19 protein-coding genes are annotated in these 19,688 nt (G+C 70.6%); 10 read left to right on the top strand and 9 right to left on the bottom strand.

The genetic code is table 11. The annotated features are described in order from the left end of the window. Nucleotides 1-99 precede the first annotated feature (99 nt). Together ACZ7L6_RS13065 and ACZ7L6_RS13060 are read right to left on the bottom strand one after the other, a co-directional pair. On the bottom strand, nt 100-648 hold the full coding sequence (locus ACZ7L6_RS13065; protein WP_471923395.1) for a TetR/AcrR family transcriptional regulator: 549 nt from the start codon (nt 646-648) through the stop codon (nt 100-102). 217 nt (nt 649-865) lie between these two features. After that, a complete protein-coding gene (locus ACZ7L6_RS13060) occupies nt 866-2,641 on the bottom strand; it encodes an acetyl/propionyl/methylcrotonyl-CoA carboxylase subunit alpha (RefSeq protein WP_471923011.1) in 1,776 nt (591 codons plus the stop codon). A 364-nt stretch (nt 2,642-3,005) separates the two neighbouring features. Here ACZ7L6_RS13060 and ACZ7L6_RS13055 point away from each other — a divergent pair, with 364 nt between their 5' ends. Beyond that, nucleotides 3,006-3,506, top strand: coding sequence for a hypothetical protein (locus ACZ7L6_RS13055; RefSeq protein WP_471923008.1), 501 nt, complete (start codon nt 3,006-3,008; stop codon nt 3,504-3,506). Here the strand turns inward: ACZ7L6_RS13055 and ACZ7L6_RS13050 are convergent. Further along, nucleotides 3,475-4,095 carry a Maf family protein gene (locus ACZ7L6_RS13050; protein WP_471923005.1) on the bottom strand — a complete coding sequence of 207 codons (621 nt, stop codon included), beginning with the start codon at nt 4,093-4,095 and terminating at the stop codon, nt 3,475-3,477. The two genes, ACZ7L6_RS13055 and ACZ7L6_RS13050, sit on opposite strands and share 32 nt — an antisense overlap. 31 nt (nt 4,096-4,126) lie before the next feature. After that, a complete protein-coding gene (gene mmpB / locus ACZ7L6_RS13045) occupies nt 4,127-4,255 on the bottom strand; it encodes a morphogenic membrane protein MmpB (protein WP_267132810.1) in 129 nt (42 codons plus the stop codon). Between the two features lie 121 nt (nt 4,256-4,376). Between mmpB and ACZ7L6_RS13040 the strand changes: the two genes are divergently transcribed. Next, a complete protein-coding gene (locus ACZ7L6_RS13040) occupies nt 4,377-5,507 on the top strand; it encodes an SGNH/GDSL hydrolase family protein (protein WP_471923002.1) in 1,131 nt (376 codons plus the stop codon). Between the two features lies 1 nt (nt 5,508). Here the strand turns inward: ACZ7L6_RS13040 and ACZ7L6_RS13035 are convergent, their stop codons facing one another. Together ACZ7L6_RS13035 and ACZ7L6_RS13030 are read right to left on the bottom strand one after the other, a co-directional pair. Further along, nucleotides 5,509-5,718: an acyl-CoA carboxylase epsilon subunit gene (locus ACZ7L6_RS13035; protein WP_234766924.1), complete on the bottom strand. Its 210-nt coding sequence runs from the start codon at nt 5,716-5,718 to the stop codon at nt 5,509-5,511. A 17-nt stretch (nt 5,719-5,735) separates the two neighbouring features. Then, nucleotides 5,736-7,355 carry an acyl-CoA carboxylase subunit beta gene (locus ACZ7L6_RS13030; RefSeq protein WP_471922999.1) on the bottom strand — a complete coding sequence of 540 codons (1,620 nt, stop codon included), beginning with the start codon at nt 7,353-7,355 and terminating at the stop codon, nt 5,736-5,738. A 110-nt stretch (nt 7,356-7,465) separates the two neighbouring features. Between ACZ7L6_RS13030 and ACZ7L6_RS13025 the strand changes: the two genes are divergently transcribed. Continuing rightward, nucleotides 7,466-8,326 carry a biotin--[acetyl-CoA-carboxylase] ligase gene (locus tag ACZ7L6_RS13025; RefSeq protein ID WP_471922997.1) on the top strand — a complete coding sequence of 287 codons (861 nt, stop codon included), beginning with the start codon at nt 7,466-7,468 and terminating at the stop codon, nt 8,324-8,326. Nucleotides 8,327-8,552: 226 nt separating this feature from the next. Then, entirely contained in the window at nt 8,553-9,683 is a 1,131-nt protein-coding gene (locus tag ACZ7L6_RS13020) for an adenylate/guanylate cyclase domain-containing protein (RefSeq protein WP_471922993.1), read from the top strand. 123 nt (nt 9,684-9,806) lie between these two features. On the opposite strand, the gene ACZ7L6_RS13015 is transcribed toward ACZ7L6_RS13020, so the two are convergent. Further along, on the bottom strand, nt 9,807-10,403 hold the full coding sequence (locus tag ACZ7L6_RS13015; protein WP_471922989.1) for a hypothetical protein: 597 nt from the start codon (nt 10,401-10,403) through the stop codon (nt 9,807-9,809). A gap of 216 nt (nt 10,404-10,619) precedes the next feature. Between ACZ7L6_RS13015 and ACZ7L6_RS13010 the strand changes: the two genes are divergently transcribed. From ACZ7L6_RS13010 to hutH, 3 genes are all read left to right on the top strand, one after another. Beyond that, complete coding sequence (locus ACZ7L6_RS13010) at nt 10,620-11,420, top strand: enoyl-CoA hydratase/isomerase family protein (RefSeq protein ID WP_471922986.1); 801 nt, start codon at nt 10,620-10,622, stop codon at nt 11,418-11,420. 130 nt (nt 11,421-11,550) lie between these two features. Further along, a complete protein-coding gene (locus ACZ7L6_RS13005; RefSeq protein ID WP_471922984.1) occupies nt 11,551-12,699 on the top strand; it encodes a GGDEF domain-containing protein in 1,149 nt (382 codons plus the stop codon). Between the two features lie 269 nt (nt 12,700-12,968). Beyond that, the gene (gene hutH / locus ACZ7L6_RS13000; RefSeq protein WP_471923393.1) at nt 12,969-14,507 is read left to right on the top strand and encodes a histidine ammonia-lyase; all 1,539 of its coding nucleotides are present in this window, start codon (nt 12,969-12,971) and stop codon (nt 14,505-14,507) included. Nucleotides 14,508-14,600: 93 nt separating this feature from the next. Here the strand turns inward: hutH and ACZ7L6_RS12995 are convergent, their stop codons facing one another. Then, nucleotides 14,601-15,362: a hypothetical protein gene (locus tag ACZ7L6_RS12995; RefSeq protein WP_471922981.1), complete on the bottom strand. Its 762-nt coding sequence runs from the start codon at nt 15,360-15,362 to the stop codon at nt 14,601-14,603. Nucleotides 15,363-15,515: 153 nt separating this feature from the next. Next, on the bottom strand, nt 15,516-15,851 hold the full coding sequence (locus tag ACZ7L6_RS12990) for a hypothetical protein (protein WP_471922978.1): 336 nt from the start codon (nt 15,849-15,851) through the stop codon (nt 15,516-15,518). Nucleotides 15,852-15,961: 110 nt separating this feature from the next. Here ACZ7L6_RS12990 and ACZ7L6_RS12985 point away from each other — a divergent pair, with 110 nt between their 5' ends. The 3 genes from ACZ7L6_RS12985 to ACZ7L6_RS12975 all read left to right on the top strand — a co-directional run bounded on the left by ACZ7L6_RS12985 (nt 15,962) and on the right by ACZ7L6_RS12975 (nt 19,512). After that, entirely contained in the window at nt 15,962-16,315 is a 354-nt protein-coding gene (locus tag ACZ7L6_RS12985) for a hypothetical protein (RefSeq protein ID WP_471922974.1), read from the top strand. A 235-nt stretch (nt 16,316-16,550) separates the two neighbouring features. Beyond that, entirely contained in the window at nt 16,551-17,801 is a 1,251-nt protein-coding gene (locus ACZ7L6_RS12980) for a L,D-transpeptidase (RefSeq protein ID WP_471922972.1), read from the top strand. A 235-nt stretch (nt 17,802-18,036) separates the two neighbouring features. Further along, nucleotides 18,037-19,512, top strand: coding sequence for an ABC transporter permease (locus tag ACZ7L6_RS12975; protein WP_471922967.1), 1,476 nt, complete (start codon nt 18,037-18,039; stop codon nt 19,510-19,512). The last annotated feature ends 176 nt before the right edge of the window (nt 19,513-19,688 follow it).

Genomic DNA, 19,688 nt, shown 5'->3' with positions numbered 1-19,688 from the left:
GAGCGCCGTTTCGCCGTAGGGGGCTCGTGTCGTCGTGCGGGGCGCGGGTTGTGTGTGGTTGCTCGCGCAGTTCCCCGCGCCCTTCAGGTCGGCTGCCGTTCAGTCTGCTGTCAAGCCCCTCAGCGTCAGCATCAGCAACCGGTCCGCCAAGTCCGGGTCCCCCGGTGTCTCCTCCGCCGCCAGTGCGATCGCATGCGTGAGTTGGAGCAGGTCGCCGATCGCCACGTCCTCCCGGACCGTGCCCGCCTGCTGTGCTCGGGCCAGTAGAGCGCCGCCTGCTTGTCTGATGGGGTCGCTGCAGCGGGCGAGGGCCGAGGACTTGTCGTGGGAGACGGACATCAGGGCGTGGGCGAGGCCGCGGTACTCGCCTGCGTGGGTGACCATCTCGCGCAGCCAGGTCACCAGGGCCGCGCAGGGCTCCGGGGCATGCAGGAGTTCGTGGGAGCGGGACAGCAGGTCGCCGACCGCGTCCTCGAAGACGGCGCTCAACAGGGCGTCCCGGTTGGGGAAGTGGCGGTACAGCGTGCCGATGCCTACGCCCGCCCGGCGGGCCACGTCCTCCAACGACGCGTCCGTGCCGTGCTCGGCGAAGGCGGAGCGGGCCTCGGTGAGCAGGCGCTCGTAGTTGCGGCGGGCATCGGCCCGCATGGTGCGCGGCGGGGCCGGCACAGCCGCCGCAGCCCCGTCCCCCGCACCTCCGCGTGAGGTCGCGCCCACCATGGTTCCCACCTGCCCTCTCTCGCGCCCCGGTGTGCCTCCAGGATGCCACTGAGGGGGAACAGTCCCGGGAAACGAGGCGCCCGGCGCACTGGGTGCTCCAGTTCGCCGGGCGCTCCGGGACGTCGTACGGAAATCCTCGTACGGCTCAGTCCTTGATCTCGCAGATGGCCGCGCCGGAGGTGAGGGAGGCGCCGACCTCGGCCGACAGGCCCTTGATGGTGCCGGACTTGTGGGCGTTGAGGGGCTGTTCCATCTTCATCGCCTCGAGGACGACGATCAGGTCGCCTTCCTTGACCTCCTGGCCCTCCTCGACGGCCACCTTGACGATGGTGCCCTGCATCGGGGAGGCGAGGGTGTCGCCGGAAGCCACCGGGCCGGACTTCTTCGCCGCGCGGCGCTTGGGCTTGGCCCCGGCGGCCAGGCCGGTGCGGGCCAGGGTCATGCCGAGGGAGGCCGGGAGGGAGACCTCCAGGCGCTTGCCGCCGACCTCGACCACGACCGTCTCACGGCCGGCCTCCTCCTCCGCCTCGGTGGCGTCGGTGGGGGCGGCGAAGGGCTTGATGTCGTTGACGAACTCGGTCTCGATCCAGCGGGTGTGGACCGTGAAGGGGTCCTGGCTGCCGGTGAGTTCGGGGGCGAAGGCCGGGTCGGTGACCACCTTGCGGTGGAACGGGATCGCCGTGGCCATGCCCTCGACCTGGAACTCGTTCAGCGCGCGGGCCGCGCGCTGCAGGGCCTGCTCACGGGTGGCGCCGGTGACGATCAGCTTGGCCAGCAGCGAGTCCCAGGCCGGGCCGATCACGGAGCCGGACTCCACGCCCGCGTCCAGGCGCACGCCCGGGCCGGTCGGCGGGTTGAACGTGGTCACCGTGCCGGGGGCCGGCAGGAAGTTGCGGCCCGGGTCCTCGCCGTTGATGCGGAACTCGAAGGAGTGGCCGCGCAGCGGCGGGTCGTCGTAGCCGAGTTCCTCGCCGTCGGCGATGCGGAACATCTCCCGCACCAGGTCGATGCCGGCGACCTCCTCGGTGACCGGGTGCTCGACCTGCAGGCGGGTGTTGACCTCCAGGAAGGAGATCGTGCCGTCGTTGCCCACGAGGAACTCGACGGTGCCGGCGCCGACGTAGCCGGCCTCCTTCAGGATGGCCTTGGAGGACGAGTACAGCTCGGCGACCTGCTCGTCGGAGAGGAACGGCGCCGGGGCCTCCTCGACCAGCTTCTGGTGCCGGCGCTGCAGCGAGCAGTCACGGGTGGAGACCACGACCACGTTGCCGTGCTGGTCGGCCAGGCACTGGGTCTCGACGTGGCGGGGCTTGTCGAGGTAGCGCTCGACGAAGCACTCGCCGCGGCCGAAGGCGGCGACGGCCTCACGCACGGCGGAGTCGTAGAGCTCGGGGACCTCTTCGAGGGTGCGGGCGACCTTCAGGCCGCGTCCGCCGCCGCCGAAGGCGGCCTTGATGGCGATCGGCAGGCCGTGCTCCTCCGCGAAGGCGACGACCTCCTCGGCGCCGGAGACCGGGTCGGGCGTACCGGCGACGAGCGGGGCGCCCGCGCGCTGGGCGATGTGCCGGGCGGCCACCTTGTCGCCGAGGTCGCGGATGGCCTGCGGCGGCGGGCCGATCCAGATCAGCCCGGCGTCCAGGACGGCCTGGGCGAAGTCGGCGTTCTCGGACAGGAACCCGTAGCCGGGGTGGATGGCGTCCGCGCCGGACTCGCGGGCGGCCTTCAGGACTTTGTCGATGTCCAGGTAGCTGGTGGCCGGGGTGTCACCGCCCAGGGCGAACGCCTCATCAGCGGCGCGGACATGCAGAGCGTCCCGGTCCGGGTCCGCGTAGACGGCCACGCTCGCGATCCCGGCGTCCCGGCAGGCCCGGGCCACGCGGACAGCGATTTCGCCACGGTTGGCGATGAGCACCTTGCGCACGATTGAGGCTCCCTCCTTGAAACAAGCCGAGTTTAGGGACTGCCGACACGCCACATCGACCCGTCCCCAGTGGTGAGCTTGCCCACACGGAGCGTGATTCCAGGCTCGCTCGACCTGCGAAATCCCATGTCGCGCCTCGGCACGCAGGTCTCTCCCGGAAAACCCTAGCCCTCCGCTGTGGTCAAGGTCTCTGTCATCACGTGCTGCGGGCCACTCGGTTTCTTTGTGGAATCCCTACGAATGGCCCAATGATTCTTTGCCGGCCGCAGAACCCTTGTCCCCGGGTTTACCCGTTAGTAGCGTTCGCGATGTATCGAACGTACTTCGGGTAACAAGGGTTCGGCTCGAGAGTGGGTGGGGACCGGTGGTGCGCAGGCCGGTGGCGTGGGTGGTGGCGGTCGTCCTCTTTGTCGAGGGGCTCGGCATCGCGGCCGTGCAGTGGTTCCTCGGGGTCGTCGTCGACCGGCAGGACATGTCCCTCGCGGGGCTGGATCCGGACGTGATGTCGATGTCCTCGAAGATCGGCGGCCTGGTCTTCGGCGCCTACTTCGCGCTGTGCGGGCTGGTCGCCCTGCTCGTGGGCGTGCGCGACCGCGCTCCGGCCGGCTTCGGGCGCATCCTGCTGATCAGCGCGGCCGTGGTGCACGGGCTGCTGGGCGCGTTCGCCTGGGGGCTGGTGGGCTGGACGGCGTTCCTGTTCATGGTCGTCGTCCTCGGCCTCATAGTGCTGCTGCTGATGACGTACGACGCCCAGGGCGCGCCCGGGGAGCCCGCCGACGCCGTTCCCGACGGCGGCAAGGGCGACGACGGCTCCGCTGCGGGCGGCTCGCCCGTCACGCCTCCGCCGGCGCCCACAACTCCGTGATGCCGATGCCCAGTTGGCTCAGCAGGCGCCGTACCAGCGGCAGGCTGATGCCGATCACGTTGCCGTGGTCGCCGTCGATGCCGTCGATGAACGGGGCCGAGCGGCCGTCCAGGGTGAACGCCCCGGCGACGTAGAGCGGTTCGCCGGAGGCGACGTACGCCGCGATCTCCTCGTCGGTCGGCTCGCCGAAGCGGACGACCGTGGAGGCGGTGGCCGAGGTGTACCGGCCGGTGACGGTGTCGTAGATGCAGTGCCCGGTCTGCAGCGTGCCCGCGCGGCCGCGCATCGACTTCCAGCGGGCCGTGGCCTCCTCGGCGTCCGCCGGCTTGCCCAGGGCCTGGCCGTCCAGTTCGAGGACCGAGTCGCAGCCGATCACGATGGCGCCCTTGACCTCCGGCTTCGCCGCCACGACGGAGGCCTTCGCCTCGGCCAGGGCCAGCGCCAGCTCGGCGGGGGTGGGCGCGGTGACGGCGTCCTCGTCGACGCCGCTCACGATGACCTCGGGGTCCAGGCCGGCCTGCCGGAGCAGATTGAGCCGGGCGGGGGACTGGGAGGCGAGGACGAGTCGGCGGCGGGGCTGATCAGTCATGCGGTCAGCGTATCGGCGCGCCCGGCCGGGCTCACCTCAGTCCGAGCACGATCATCGTGAGCACCATGGCCAGCGCCATGAGAACGCCCAGCCGCCGCAACATCTCCTGCATCTCGCGCAGTTCCTCGGGCGGCTCGTTCTCGGGGTCGGACCACAGCATGCCTTCCATCGTCGGCCGGGGATCCGGGGCGGCGCCTGAGTACGCGTACTCAACTTTCCTCCAAACGGTGCTACGGTTCCATTACCGCCTAATGGAATCGTAGACCCGTTTGGGAGATCTCATGTTCACCACCGCCTGGACCGCGTCACCTCAGCCGCCCAGCGAGGGCTTCACACCCAACTGGTCCCGCGAGGGCTTCTGGCGCCAGTCGTTGCGGCAGGTCGTACGGTTGTCGGCGGGTGGCGGCCGGGTGCGGGTGAGGCTGTCCAACGCGTACGGCACCTCTCCCGTGCGCGTCGCGGGCGCGAGCGCGGGGCGTACCGCCGTCGGGGCAGCCGTGGAGCCGGGGTCGCTCACCCGGCTCACCTTCGGCGGGTCGGGTGAGGCCGAGATACCGGCGCGCGGGGAGATCGTCAGCGACGACGTCCCGCTCGCCGTCGCCGCCGGGGAGTCGGTGACCGTCACCCTGTACTTCGCCACCACGACCGGCCCCGCGACCTTCCACGCGCAGGCCTTCACGACGAGCCACCGGGGCGAGGGCGACCTGTCGGCGGACACGGGAGGCGAGGGCTTCGACGCCGCGGCCGAGTCCTGGTACTTCCTGTCGGCGGTGGAGGCCGACGCCGGCCGCGCGGACGCCGTCGCGCTCTTCGGGGACTCGATCACGGACGGGTTCGGTTCGACGGTGGGGGCGAACCGGCGGTGGTCGGACGTCCTCGCCGAGCGCACCGGGCGACCGGTTCTGAATGCGGGGATCGGTGGGAACCTGCTGCTCAACGACTCGGCCTGGTACGGCGAGAAGGGCGTTCACCGACTGCGCCGGGACGTCCTCGACCGGCCCGGCGTGGACACGCTCGTCGTCCTGCTCGGCCTCAACGACATCGGCTTCAGCGAGACGGACGAGCAGCCGACGTACAAACCGGCGCCGGTGGTGGAGGCGGAGGAACTCGTCGCCGGGCACCGGGAGTTGATACGGCAGGGCAGGGCGGCGGGGCTGAGGGTGGTCGGCTGCACGCTGCTGCCGTTCGGGGGCTCGGACCACTGGGGCGAACATGCGGCCAAGGTGGGCCACGAGCTGAACGAGTGGATTCGCTGCGCGGGGGAGTACGACGCGGTGGCGGACCTCAACCGGGCGCTGGCCGATCCGGCGGACCCGGACCGGCTGCGCCCGGCGTACGACTTCGGCGATCACCTTCACCCGAATGACGCGGGGTACGAGGTGATGGCCGAAGTCCTGGCGGCGAACCTCTGACCTAACCGGGCCAGTAGGTGCGTGCCCACGTCGCCGGGCCCGGCTGGGGCAGGCGGTGGGCTGCGATGCGGGACGGGTCCGACCACCCGTCCCGCGGCTCGGGTGCGCCGGGCGGCGTGGCTGCTGCCGCCGCGGCGCGGGCGCGGACCACCGCCAGGGCGGCGGCCAGCTCCTCCGGTGTCGGGTTGCCCCGTAGGACCTTGATGTTCATGACGGCTCCCAGCAGGCCTAGAGGGGGATGTTGCCGTGCTTCTTCGGAGGCAGGGATTCCCGCTTGGTGCGCAGCTGACGCAGGCCCCGTACGACATGCAGGCGGGTGTCGGACGGCATGATGACCGCGTCGATGTAGCCGCGCTCGGCCGCGACGTAGGGGTTGAGGAGGGTGTCCTCGTACTCCTGGATCAGCCGGGCGCGCACCGCCTCGACGTCCTCGCCGCTCGCCTCCGCCTCGGCGATGGTGCGCCGGTGCAGGATGTTGACCGCGCCCTGGGCGCCCATGACGGCGATCTGGGCGGTCGGCCAGGCGAGGTTGAGGTCGGCCCCGAGGTGCTTGGAGCCCATGACGTCGTAGGCGCCGCCGAAGGCCTTGCGCGTGATGACCGTGATGAGCGGAACCGTCGCCTCGGCGTAGGCGTAGATCAGCTTGGCGCCGCGGCGGATGATGCCGGTGTGCTCCTGGTCCACGCCCGGGAGGAAGCCGGGGACGTCGACGAAGGTGATGACCGGGACGTTGAAGGCGTCGCAGGTCCGCACGAACCGCGCGGCCTTCTCGCTCGCGTCGATGTCCAGGCAGCCGGCGAACTGCATCGGCTGGTTGGCGACGATGCCGACGGGACGGCCCTCGACCCGCCCGAACCCGGTGATGATGTTCGGCGCGAACAGCGGCTGGGTCTCGAAGAACTCGGCGTCGTCCAGGACGTGTTCGATCACCGCGTGCATGTCGTACGGCTGGTTGGCGCTGTCCGGCACGATGGTGTCCAGCTCGCGGTCCTCGTCGGTGACCGAGAGCTCCGCCTCCTCCGGGAACGCCGGGGGCTCGGACAGGTTGTTGGACGGCAGGTACGACAGCAGCTGCTTGACGTACTCGATGGCGTCCTTCTCGTCACCCGCCATGTGATGCGCCACGCCGGAGGCCGAGTTGTGGGTCCGGGCGCCGCCCAGCTCCTCGAAGCCGACGTCCTCGCCGGTGACCGTCTTGATGACGTCCGGGCCGGTGATGAACATGTGCGAGGTCTGGTCGACCATGACCGTGAAGTCGGTGATGGCGGGGGAGTAGACCGCGCCGCCCGCGCAGGGCCCGACGACGAGGCTGATCTGCGGGATGACCCCTGACGCGTGGGTGTTGCGGCGGAAGATCTCGCCGTACGCGCCGAGGGAGGCGACGCCCTCCTGGATGCGGGCGCCGCCGGAGTCGTTGATGCCGATGACCGGGCAGCCGGTCTTCAGCGCGAAGTCCATGACCTTGACGATCTTCTGCCCGTAGACCTCGCCCAGCGCACCGCCGAAGACGGTGAAGTCCTGGGAGAAGACGGCGACGGGGCGGCCGTCGACGGTGCCGTACCCGGTGACGACACCGTCGCCGTACGGGCGGTTCTTGTCCAGCCCGAAGTTGGTGGAGCGGTGCCGGGCGAACTCGTCGAGCTCGACGAACGACCCCTCGTCGAGGAGCAGCTCGATGCGCTCACGAGCCGTCAACTTGCCCTTGGCGTGCTGCTTTTCGACGGCGCGTGCGGAGCCGGCGTGCGTCGCTTCATCGATACGGCGCTGGAGATCCGCGAGCTTGCCCGCGGTGGTGTGGATGTCGATCCCTTGGGCTTGGATCTCGTGACGCTCTTCCGGCTCGGACATCGGGATGTGGCTCCCTGCCTGCTCAAAAGGGGGGACGGTTACTCATCCGTAGAGTAGTGGCGGGCCTACGAATCAGCAGTGCGGCGTTTCACACACCTAGGGTGGCTTGCATGACGCCACGCGATGCATCAGACGACAGCCGTTGGTCCGACCTGGACCGTCCGCCGCTGAACGCCGCCGCACTGCGGCGGGGGCTCGTGCGGGAGGGCGGGTTGTGGCGTGAGGTGGAGTTGGTGCAGAGCACCGGCTCCACCAACACCGACCTGGTGGACCTGGCGACCGAGGGCAAGGCGAGCGAGGGCGCGGTCCTCGTCGCCGAGGAGCAGACGGCCGGCAAGGGGCGCCTGGAGCGGCAGTGGACGGCACCGGCCCGCTCCGGGCTGTTCTTCTCCGTACTGCTGAATCCGGCCGAGGTACCGGTGGCCCGGTGGGGCTGGCTGCCGTTGCTGACGGGCGTCGCCGTGGCGACGGGCCTGTCGCGGGCGGCGGGTGTCGATACGGCACTCAAGTGGCCGAACGACCTCCTGGTGACCGTCGGCGGGGAGGAGCGCAAGGCCGGCGGGATCCTCGCCGAGCGGGCCGGGGACGCGGGGGTGGTCATCGGCGTCGGCATCAACGTCACGCTGCGTGAGGACGAGCTGCCGGTGCCGCAGGCGGGGTCGCTGGCGCTGGCCGGTGCCGTGAGCACGGACCGGGATCCGCTGCTGCGGGGGGTGCTGCGGTCGCTGGAGGACTGGTACGGGCGGTGGCGGGCCGCGGTGGGGGATCCCGTGGTGAGCGAGCTGCAGGAGACGTATGCGGCGGGGTGCGCGACTTTGGGGAAGGTCGTGCGGGCCGAGTTGCCGGGGGAGCGGGCGATCGTGGGGGAGGCCGTGGCGATCGACGGGGACGGGCGGTTGGTGCTGGCTACGGAGGCGGGGGTGCAGGAGCCTGTGGGGGCGGGGGACATCGTGCATCTGCGGCTGGCGTGAGTATGCCGACCCAGCCCGTCCGGCGCTTGAGGACGAGGCCCGTTCAGGGCCGAAGCGGGGGTCTGGGGGCGGTAGCCCCCAGCGAGGCCGGCAGCCACGCCGGTGCCCCACCACCAGACGGTCACTGGAACCGTCGGCTCAACCTAACGGAGTGAGCTGGCGCACACCTGCCGTACAGTGAAGGCCGGTCGATTACTGACCGCGGCAGATCGGAAGGGCAGCAGGCGTGACCGTCGACGACACGGGCTCCGGCACGGGCGCGGACGGCCGGGTGGACCCCCACGCCGCCGACCCCGGCGAGGATCCGCTCGCGCTGCGCCTCGAACAGCTCATCCTCGGCGCCGAGCGGCGCTACACCCCGTTTCAGGCGGCCCGTAGCGCCGGTGTCTCCATGGAGCTGGCGTCCCGGTTCTGGCGGGCCATGGGGTTCGCCGACATCGGGCAGGCCAAGGCGCTGACCGAGGCCGACGTACTGGCGCTCAGGCGCCTCGCCGGTCTCGTCGAGGCAGGGCTGCTCAGCGAGGCCATGGCCGTGCAGGTGGCCAGATCCACCGGGCAGACCACCGCCCGGCTGGCCGAATGGCAGATCGACTCCTTCCTGGAGGGCCTCACCGAGCCCCCGGAGCCGGGCATGACGCGGACCGAGGTGACGTATCCCCTGGTCGAGCTGCTCCTGCCCGAGCTGGAGGAGTTCCTCGTCTACGTCTGGCGCCGCCAGCTCGCCGCCGCGACCGGCCGGGTCGTCCAGGCCGCCGACGACGAGGAGATGGTCGACCGCAGGCTGGCGGTCGGATTCGCCGACCTCGTCGGGTTCACCCGGCTGACCCGCCGTATGGAGGAAGAGGAACTCGGCGAACTCGTCGAGGCCTTCGAGACCACCGCGGCCGACCTCGTGGCCGCGCGCGGCGGACGGCTGATCAAGACGCTCGGTGACGAGGTTCTGTACGCGGCGGACGACGCCGGCGTCGCCGCGGAGATCGCGCTGCGGCTCATCGAGACGATGGCCAACGACGAGACGATGCCCGAGCTGCGCGTCGGCATCGCCTTCGGCACGGTGACCACTCGAATGGGCGATGTCTTCGGTACGACCGTGAACCTTGCCTCCCGGCTGACGTCGATAGCCCCGCGCGATGCCGTGCTCGTCGACAGCGCGTTCGCGGAGGAACTCATCCGAACGGGGGAGGCGCCCGCGTCGGAGGCGGAGGCGGCCGAGGCCGCGGCCGCCGCGGAGAAGGAGGGGGAGGAGCCGCCGGTGTATCGGTTTGCGCTGCAGCCGATGTGGCAGCGGCCCGTGCGCGGCTTGGGCGTCGTGGAGCCGTGGCTTTTGACGCGGAGGGCGTCCGCCGGGAGCGAGTGAGCGCCGTCGGGGTGATGGTTGTGCGTCGGCTGCGGGCTTGTTGTGGCTGGTCGCGCCCACGCGGCGGAGCCGCACATTCATACAGCCCCGCGCCCCTTTGGGGCGTTGCAGCGAGGGGCGTTGTCAGTCGTCCTCGGTCGGGGTGTCCACGCACAGGCCGATGACTGGGACGCAGACCGCTTCGTCCTCGGGCTGAGTCGGCTCGGGTGCCGGGGGATTTGTCGCGGGTCGGCTGGGTGTCGGGGTCGGGGCCGGTGCGTGGTCGGTCGGTGCCGTTGGACGGTGTGACGGGGTGGGTACCGGGTTGTCGTCTGACGTGGCGGAGGCGCCGGGGCGTGGTGCGGCCGTGGCGTTCGTGGTCGGTACGACGATCGTGTCCGTCGTGGGTGTCGTGCCCAGGCCGCCCATGGCGTAGGTCGAGGACGGGCTTGGTTTCGGGTGGGGCGTCGGGGGCGTGGCGGCTGCGTCGGTCGAGAGGTCCGTGTCCGTGCCGAGGGCCGGGGTGGGGGCGGAGTCCGCTGCCTCGACGCCGGTGACGTCGGAGTCGGGGGTCAGGCGTACGAGGCTCAGGGCGCCGGCCGCCAGGGCGAGGCCTCCGGCGGCTAGGAGGGCCTTGCGGGGGCGGGGGCGGCGGTGTCGGCCGCGAGGGCCGAAGAGGCTGGTGGTGCCAGGAGTCTGTGCCGTCCCTCCGGGCGACGGCCCTTCCGCCGTACCGTCCATCACGTCCCCTCCCAGCACGCCCGCGCCCCCAATGCGCCGTGGTGTCGCGCACGTTATGCGCTGTCCTTGGCGGTGCGGGGGGAGTTGCGCGGGATGTCACTCGAACGGGGTGTCGGGCCTCGACTCGGGAACCGCTCGTGGTGGGCCTTTCCCCGGAGGGGTCCGGCTGCGATGATCGGGGCGAGTGTTGTTAACCCGCGTTAACCGGAGGGTGTCATGAGTGAGGAGCGGTACGGGGAGTTCGTGGCTGTGCGGCGGCACGGTGACGGGCATGTCGCGGAGCTCGCCCTCGACCGGCCCAAGGCCATGAACGCCGTCTCGAGCGAGATGGCCCGTTCGATCGCGGGGGCGTGCGCGGCGCTGGGTGCGGACAAGAGCGTGCGGGTGGTGGTGCTGACCTCGACGCATGAGCGGGCGTTCTGTGTCGGGGCGGATCTGAAGGAGCGGAACTCCTTCAGTGACGCGGACCTGGTGCGGCAGCGGCCGGTGGCGCGGGGGGCGTACACGGGGGTGCTGGAGCTGCCCGTGCCGGCGATCGCGGCGGTGCATGGCTTCGCGCTGGGCGGTGGCTTCGAGTTGGCGTTGTCCTGCGATGTGATCGTGGCCGACCGTACGGCTGTGGTGGGGCTGCCCGAGGTGTCCGTCGGGGTGATCCCTGGCGGTGGGGGCACGCAGTTGCTGCCGCGGCGGGTGGGGGCCGCCCGGGCGGCGGAGCTGATCTTCACGGCACGCAGGGTCGAGGCCGTGGAGGCCCGTGAGCTGGGGTTGGTGGACGTGCTCGTGGAGGAGGGGCGGGATCGGGAGGAGGCGCTGGCCCTGGGCTCCCGGATGGCGGCGAACTCGCCGGTGGGACTGCGCGCCGCCAAGCGGGCGTTGCGGGTGGGGCACGGGCTGGATCTGCGGGCCGGACTGGAGGTCGAGGACGCGGCGTGGCGGGCGGTGGCGTTCTCGGGGGACCGGGCGGAGGGCGTGGCGGCGTTCAATGAGAAGCGGCGGCCCGAGTGGCCGGGGGAGTAGGGGGCCGAGGGGCGCCGGACCGGTGGGGCGGGGCGTCCCTCCCGTAGGCGCGCCCCTCCCGTGGATGCGCCCGTCACTCCAAGCGGCCCCTCAATGTCCCAGTTCGCCCTAAACCTCCTAGCCTGGAGGGATGGGTGAGGACAGACGGCTCGCTGCCGTGGTGGCGTTGGCGCAGGGGATGGCGGCGGCGCACACCCCGCGTGAGTCCTGGCGGGCGGCTGCGCTCGGGGCGTGCCGGGCGTTGGCCGGGAGCTTTGCCGCGCTGTCGGTGTGGGAACGGGAGCTCGGGCGGTTGCGGGTGCTCGTGAACGTGGGGGACCGGGCTCGGGGGGAGGAGGAGTTTCCGGCGGACGAGGCCTATCCGGTGCATCAGTTCCCGGAGATCACCGAGTTCCTGCACGAGCGGTGGGCTGCCGGGGGTGAGCCCAACGCCTGGGTGGAGACGGCCGACGGGCCGTCCGCCGGTCACCCCGGGTACTGCCATCAGCGGGTGGCCGCGCTACGGCGTCGTGGGCGGGGGTGCTGTGTCGTCGCGCCCATCGTGCTGAACGGGCGGGCCTGGGGGGAGCTGTATGTCGCCCGGTCCGTCGGTGCTCCTGTCTTCGACCGGGGTGACGCCGACTTCGCCACCGTGCTGGCCTCCGTCGTGGCTGCCGGGCTCGCTCAGAGCGAGCGGCTGGAGGAGGCTCGGCGGCTGGCGTTCACCGATGCGCTGACCGGGCTTGCCAATCGGCGGGCGGTCGATGTGCGGCTGGAGGAGGCGATCGAGCGGCACCGGAGTCAGGGCGTCGCGGTCAGCCTTGTCGTCTGCGACCTCAACGGGCTCAAGCGGGTCAATGACACGCAGGGGCATGCTGTCGGGGACCGGCTGCTCGAGCGGTTCGGGTCGGTGTTGTCGCTGTGCGGGGCGATGCTGCCGGGTGCTCTTGCCGCGCGGCTCGGTGGGGACGAGTTCTGTCTGCTTGCGGTCGGGTCGCCTGCGGATGATGTGGTGAAGGCCGCGGATGAACTCTGCCGGCGGGCCGGGGAGTTGGAGCTCGGGGAGGGGGTGGCGTGCGGGGTGGCGTCCACCGAGGATGCGATTGGGGTTGTGCGGTCCGCTCGGCGGTTGTTCCGTCTCGCTGACGCGGCGCAGTATCAGGCCAAGGCTGTGCGGGCCGACAGGCCTGTTGTCGCGGGGCGGGAGGGGCCGGACGACCCGGTCGTGCGGCTTGCCGATGCGGAGCCCTCCGGGGAGGGGGCTGTGGAGCGGCGGCGGTTCCGGGGGCGTCTGCCGTGACGCTGCGCTGGCCGGCGCCGGGGTTTCTCGCCCCCGCCGCCCCTACCCGTCCCATCCTGAAGGGGCTCTGCCCCTTCGACCCCGCCAGGGGGCTCCGCCCCCTGGACCCCCGTCGGCCCTGAAGGGGCCTCGTCCTCAAACGCCGGACGGGCTGGATTGCCTGGACCGGCGCCGAGAGGTGACCGTCCCGGACTCGGCGTTGTAAGGGTCGTACCGGGTGGCCACTAGTGACATCTTCGTCTTCACTGCGTACGCTCCTGAATATGGATATGCACACTGTGGTGGTGGGGACGTCCGGGGTCACCGCGTCCGACGTCCTCGCCGTGGCGCGCGGCGGGGCCCGGGTCGAGTTGTCGGCGGAGGCGGTCGCGGCGCTGGCCGCGGCTCGCGAGATCGTGGATGCGCTGGCGGCCAAGCCCGACCCCGTCTACGGCGTCTCCACCGGCTTCGGGGCCCTGGCGACCCGGCACATCAGCCAGGAGCTGCGGGCCCAGCTGCAGCGCAACATCGTCCGTTCGCACGCCGCGGGGATGGGGCCGCGGGTGGAGCGGGAGGTGGTGCGGGCGCTGATGTTCCTGCGGCTGAAGACCGTCTGCTCGGGGCACACGGGCGTACGGCCCGAGGTCGCGCAGACCATGGCCGATGTTCTCAATGCCGGTATCACGCCTGTTGTTCATGAGTATGGGTCGCTGGGGTGCTCCGGTGATCTCGCTCCTCTTTCGCACTGCGCCCTCACACTGATGGGGGAAGGGGACGCCGAAGGGCCGGACGGGGTCGTGCGGCCCGCCGGTGAGCTGCTCGCCGCGCACGGCATCGCGCCCGTCGAGCTGAGGGAGAAGGAGGGGCTCGCCCTCCTCAACGGCACCGACGGCATGCTCGGCATGCTGATCATGGCCCTCGCCGATCTGGACATGCTGTACAAGTCCGCCGACGTCACCGCCGCCCTCAGCCTCGAAGCGCTCCTCGGCACGGACAAGGTGCTCGCGCCCGAGCTGCACGCCATCCGGCCGCACCCGGGGCAGGGCGCCTCCGCCGCCAACATGCTGGCCGTGCTGAAGGGGTCGGGGCTGACCGGGCATCACCAGGACGACGCGCCCCGCGTGCAGGACGCGTACTCGGTGCGGTGCGCCCCGCAGGTCGCCGGCGCCGGGCGGGACACCATGGCGCATGCGCGGGTCGTCGCCGAGCGGGAGCTGGCCTCCGCCGTCGACAACCCCGTTGTGCTGCCTGACGGGCGCGTCGAGTCCAACGGCAACTTCCACGGGGCGCCCGTCGCCTACGTGCTCGACTTCCTCGCCATCGCCGCCGCCGACCTCGCCTCGATCGCCGAGCGGCGGACGGACCGGCTTCTCGACAAGAACCGCAGCCACGGGCTGCCGCCGTTCCTGGCCGACGACGCGGGTGTCGACTCGGGGCTGATGATCGCCCAGTACACCCAGGCCGCCCTGGTCAGCGAGATGAAGAGGCTGGCCGTGCCCGCGTCCGCCGACTCCATTCCCTCCTCCGCCATGCAGGAGGACCACGTCTCCATGGGCTGGTCCGCCGCCCGCAAGCTGCGTACCGCCATCGACAACCTCACGCGGGTCGTCGCCGTCGAGCTGTACGCCGCCACGCGCGCCATCGAGCTGCGCGAAGGGCTCGTCCCGGCCCCGGCCTCGCAGTCCGTCATCGACGCCGCACGGACCGCCGGGGTCCACGGCCCCGGGCCCGACCGGTTCCTGGCACCCGACCTCGCCGCGGCCGACGCGTTCGTGCGCGGCGGGGAGTTGGTCGCGGCGGCGGAGAAGGTCACCGGGCCGCTTCAGTGACACCCGGCGCACTTCGGTGACGTGGAAACGGGGCCCTGTCGTACGACCGACAGGGCCCCGTGCTGCGGGCGGTTGCTCAAGCTTCGCGGCGGGTTACTTCAGCTTCTTCGCCTGCGCGTCGATGAGGGCGGCCGGGACGTCGTACGGCTTGTCCGTCATCATCAGGCCGAGGTTCATCGTGTAGTACGTGGCGATCGTGCTGCCGTGGCGCACCACCTCGACGTGCGTGGTGCCCACGTCGCCGTCCTCCATGTCGCTGACCGCGGTGAACGCCACCGACTCGTCACCGGCCCCGGACGCCTTCTCCGTGGCGAGCTTGGTGACCTTCTGGTCCGCGCCCTGCATGGTGAGGGGGAAGCCGCCGGAGCAGCTCTTCACCGCGTCCGCCACGGACTTGAAGGTCTGCTCGGCGCCGTCACCGTCGTAGGAGGAGAGGCCGACGACGGTCATGTCGAGGCTCAGCGCGTCGGTGAACGAGTCCTCGAACTCGCCCTCGCTCAGGTCCTCCAGGGACTTGGAGGCCGTGTCGGTGGGCTTCTTCTCCTCGGTGGCCATGACGGCCGTGTTCGACGCCGAGTCGCCCGGCGCCTGGCCGCTCATGGCGTAGGCGAGCGGCCGGCACTGCTCCTCGCTGCTCGTGACCTGTTCCTTGGACTTCGGCAGCTGCTTGCCGGAGGCGTCCACCTTGTACCCGGCGACATCGCCCTGGGCGATGATCGACTTCTTCAACTCCGCGGAACTGAGCGCCTTCGCGTCAGAACCGCCGGAGTCGCCTCCGCAACCCGTGACAAGGGCGAGCGACAGCGCGCTCACGGCAACCGTGGCGGCCACACGCACGCCCGATGATCTCTTCATGCGCGGACTATGAAGCCCAGGTGAAAGGATCGTCAAGTGATTTCAAAAACCTACGCGTTCCGGGCGCCCGACCGTGCGACAACCGGGGCGTTCCGGGCACCTGGCCGTGCGGCAGCCGACGCCTGACCGTGCGGCAGCCGTGGCGTTCCGGGTTCAGAACCCGAGGCGTTCCCGGCGCACCGAGTAGGCGACGAAGCCCGCGCCCAGCGCGAGGAAGGCGGTGCCGCCGACGACGTACGGCGTGGTGTCGAAGCTTCCGGTGTCGGCGAGCCGGGTGCCGCCAGCGGTCGTGTCCGTGGCCTCGGAGGCGGCCCGCGCCTGCTGCGTGACCTGCGCCGACGGGGCCGCCGACGGGTCCGTTCTCGCCGGTTCCTCGCCCGTCGCGTTGGCGGAGGGCACGAACCACAGGGCGCCCAGCAGGGCCCCCGCGGCAGTGGCGGTCAGCAGCGATCGGCGTGCGGTGGACGACGATCGGTGAGCGGCGGACACGGAATATCGATCCCCTTGTGGTGCTGGCGAATTGGCCGTGTGGGGCGATGTTAGTGAAAGTCGCGGGTCACGGGAAAGTCACGGGGGAGATGAGCCGTACGCTCCGGTGCATGAGTACTCCAGAAACATCACGGTTTGTACGGCTTCGCGTGGAAGTCGTTCTCGAAGTGGACGACGAGGACGCGCTCACCAGGGCCGCACTCCGGCGCATCGCCGGCGACAGCACCATGCCGGCCGACGAACGGGCCCACGCGGAGGGCAGTGTGACGGAAGACACCGCCGAGGCGCTCGCCTATCTCGTCGATCCGTTCGACCTGGTCAGCGACGTACCGGGGATCGAGCTCGCCCAGGCCTCCTGGTCCAGCGAGCGCATCGACCACGACCCGGATTCGCCGGAGTGGGACCTCGACGACGATGATGTCGACGAGGACTTCGACGACGAAGCGCCGAACAGGGTCGGCTGAGGCGTCTTGGGGAAAACGTGACCCCGGGCGGCAACCGCCGCCCGGGGTTTTGTCGTCTCAAGCTGCGCACTGACCGACATCCGCACCATCCGTCACGGCGGCCTCCGCCGCGGCGCACGTGGTGTGCCCCACACATACCAGCTATGTGGAACGGGACGAACCGGTCGTAGCGTTGAAGATCCTTGACGGGGACTCTCGGGGTTTTTGGGATTCGGGAACAATGGAGAAGCGTGTGATGACGAACAGTAAGCGGCGCAAGGGCCTCACGGTCGCGTCCGCACTGCTCGGCGGTGTCCTGGTGCTCTCGGCCTGCTCCGGCGGCGACGACAACGCCTCGGGCAGCGACGGCGGCGACTCCTCGCAGTCCAAGGTCGACGAGGCGGCCGCCAAGAAGACCTCCGAGGCCCAGATCAAGATCACGCCCGAGGACGGCACCGACAACGCCTCCATCAACAACTCCGCCACCGTCACCGTGAGCAAGGGCACGCTCACCGAGGTGACGATGACGACAGCCGACGGCGCCGCGGTCGAGGGCGAGATATCCGCCGACAAGACCAGCTGGAAGCCGAGCGGCCAGCTGGAGCGCTCCACGACCTACAAGATCGCGGTGGCCGCGAAGGACGCCAAGGGCCTCGAGGCCCATGAGAACGCCTCCTTCACCACCGTCTCCCCGAACAACAGCTTCCTCGGCTACTTCACGCCGGAGGACGGCTCCACGGTCGGCGTGGGCATGCCCGTGTCGATCAACTTCGACAAGGCGATCAGCAACAAGGCGGCCGTCCAGAAGGGCATCACCGTCTCCAGCACCAGCGGCCAGGAAGTCGTCTGCCACTGGTTCAACGACACCCGCATGGACTGCCGGCCCGACGACTACTGGCAGGAGGGCTCGACCGTCACCATGAAGATGGCCCTGGACGGCGTCGAGGGCTCCGACGGTGTCTACGGCGTCCAGGAGAAGACGGTCACCTTCAAGATCGGCCGCAACCAGATCAGTTACGTCGACGCGAAGACCAAGCAGATGAAGGTCACGCAGGACGGCAAGACCATCAAGACCATCCCGATCTCCGCCGGTTCGCCGGAGAACAAGACCTACGAAGGCATCATGGTGATGTCGGAGAAGTTCAAGGAGACGCGCATGAACGGCGCGACCGTGGGCTTCACCGACGACGACGGCAAGGGCGAGTACGACATCAAGGACGTGCCGCACGCCATCCGCCTGTCCACCTCCGGCACCTTCGTGCACGGCAACTACTGGGGCGCGAAGTCCATCTTCGGCAGCGTGAACACCAGCCACGGCTGCGTGGGCCTGTCCGACACCAAGGGCGCCAACGACAAGGGCACCGCGGGCTACTGGTTCTACAACAACTCGATCATCGGTGACGTCGTGGTCGTCCAGAACACCGGCGACAAGACGATCGCGCCGGACAACGGCCTCAACGGCTGGAACATGGACTGGGCGCAGTGGAAGGCCGGTTCGGCCGTCTGACGGCCTGCCGTATGGAGTGGCCTGGTCCAATGACCTAGTGGCCCAGTGGCCCAGTGGCCCAGTGGCCCAGTGGCCCAGTGGCCCAGTGGTCTCAGTGGTCCTACAGCTGCCTCACAGCTGACCGATGCCGCCCTCAGGGGCGGCATCGGCGTTTCCGGGGGCGGTCTCAGCCTTCTCATCCATCTCTTATTTCGGCCTTATCCCTTCATCACGCGCCGTACCTAGCTTGCGGCGCATGTTCTTCACCTACCTGAGGCGCGAGCTGCGCCGCCGCAGAAAGGCGGCCCTCGTCGTCGCCTCCGGCCTCGCGCTGGGCATCGCGCTGGTCATCGTGGTCAACTCCGTGTCCTCCGGCATGAGCAAGGCTCAGGACAAGGTCCTGCAGTCCCTGTACGGCCTGGGCACGGACATGACCGTCACCAAGGCCGCCGAGCCGGCCGCGAACAGCTCGGAGCGGCCCCGCTTCCAGTTCGACGCGCAGGACAGCGACTCCGACGAGGAGCAGAGCACCGACCGCGTCATGGTCCAGGGCTTCCAGACGCTGTCGAGCTCGACCGTGACCAAGGTCGGCTCGCAGAGCGGCGTCTCCGATGCCGTGGGCGGGCTGAGCCTTCAGGTCATCAAGGTCAGCGGGCAGTTCACGCGGGGGCAGTTCCAGCAGGACCAGAACAGTGGGGGTCAGCAGGGCGGGGGTCCCGGGCAGGGTGCCGGGGGCACCGGGCAGCCGCAGGGCGAAGTGCGCGGCGGGGGCGCCGACTTCGACGTCAACAACTACTCCGTCTACGGCACCGACGTCACCAAGCCGGCGCTCGGGCCGCTGACCTCCTCGAAGATCAGCAGCGGACGCACCTTCAAGACGACAGAGACCAACACCAAGGTCGTCGTCGTCGACACCTCCTACGCCAAGGAGAAGAAGCTCAAGGTCGGCTCCACCGTCACCATCAAGGGCACCAAGTTCAAGGTCATCGGCATCGCCACGCCCGACAGCGGGGATGCAGCCGCCAACCTCTACATCCCGTTGAAGCAGGCGCAGACGCTCGCCGACGCGAAGAACAAGGTCACCACGATCTACGTCAAGGCGACCGACTCCCAGCAGATCGACTCCGTCAAGTCGGCCATCCAGAAGAACATCTCCGGTACGACGGTGACGACCTCCGCGGACCTCGCGGACACGGTGTCCGGCTCCCTGTCGACGGCGTCTTCCCTGGCGACCAGCGTCGGCAAGTGGCTGTCCATCGCGGTGCTGGTGGCGGCCTTCCTCGTGGCCGGGCTGCTGACGTCCTCGGCGGTGTCGCGCCGGGTGCGGGAGTTCGGGACGCTGAAGGCGCTGGGGTGGAAGTCGGGGCGGGTGACCCGGCAGGTGGTCGGCGAGGCGGTCGTCAACGGGCTGCTCGGTGGGGTGCTGGGTATCGCGGTCGGGCTCGCGGGGGCGTATGTCGTTACGGCCATCAGCCCGACGCTGCAGGCCCAGTTGGGCGGCGGTGCCGGGGGCGGTGGCGGCATGGGCGGTCCGGGTGGGGGCGGCTTCGGCGGCCCCGCACGCCAGGCCGCGTCCCGGACGCTGGACGTCGCGCTGACTGCGCCGGTCAGTCTTACGACGGTTGCGCTCGCGGTCGGCCTTGCTGTGACGGGCGGGCTGATAGCCGGTGCGTTCGGCGGCTGGCGGGCGTCCCGGCTCCGTCCGGCGGATGCACTGCGCCGCGTCGAGTAGCTGACGTCCGCGACGGCTGGGGCGGGGGCGGGTGCGCAGCCCGGCGCAACGGGGTGCCGCGTCTTTGGGACGGGCGCCGCCCCAGCGGCACGACTGCCCGCAGCTACGCAGGTTGCAGCGGCTGTGCGGGCTGCGGCGGTGCGCAGCCAGGCAGGCTGCGGCGGCGCGCAGCTACG

Source organism: Streptomyces sp. NPDC107522, assembly GCF_055657525.1.
Note: the sequence above shows the minus strand (reverse complement) of the source record. Positions and strands in the feature narration are given on the sequence as shown.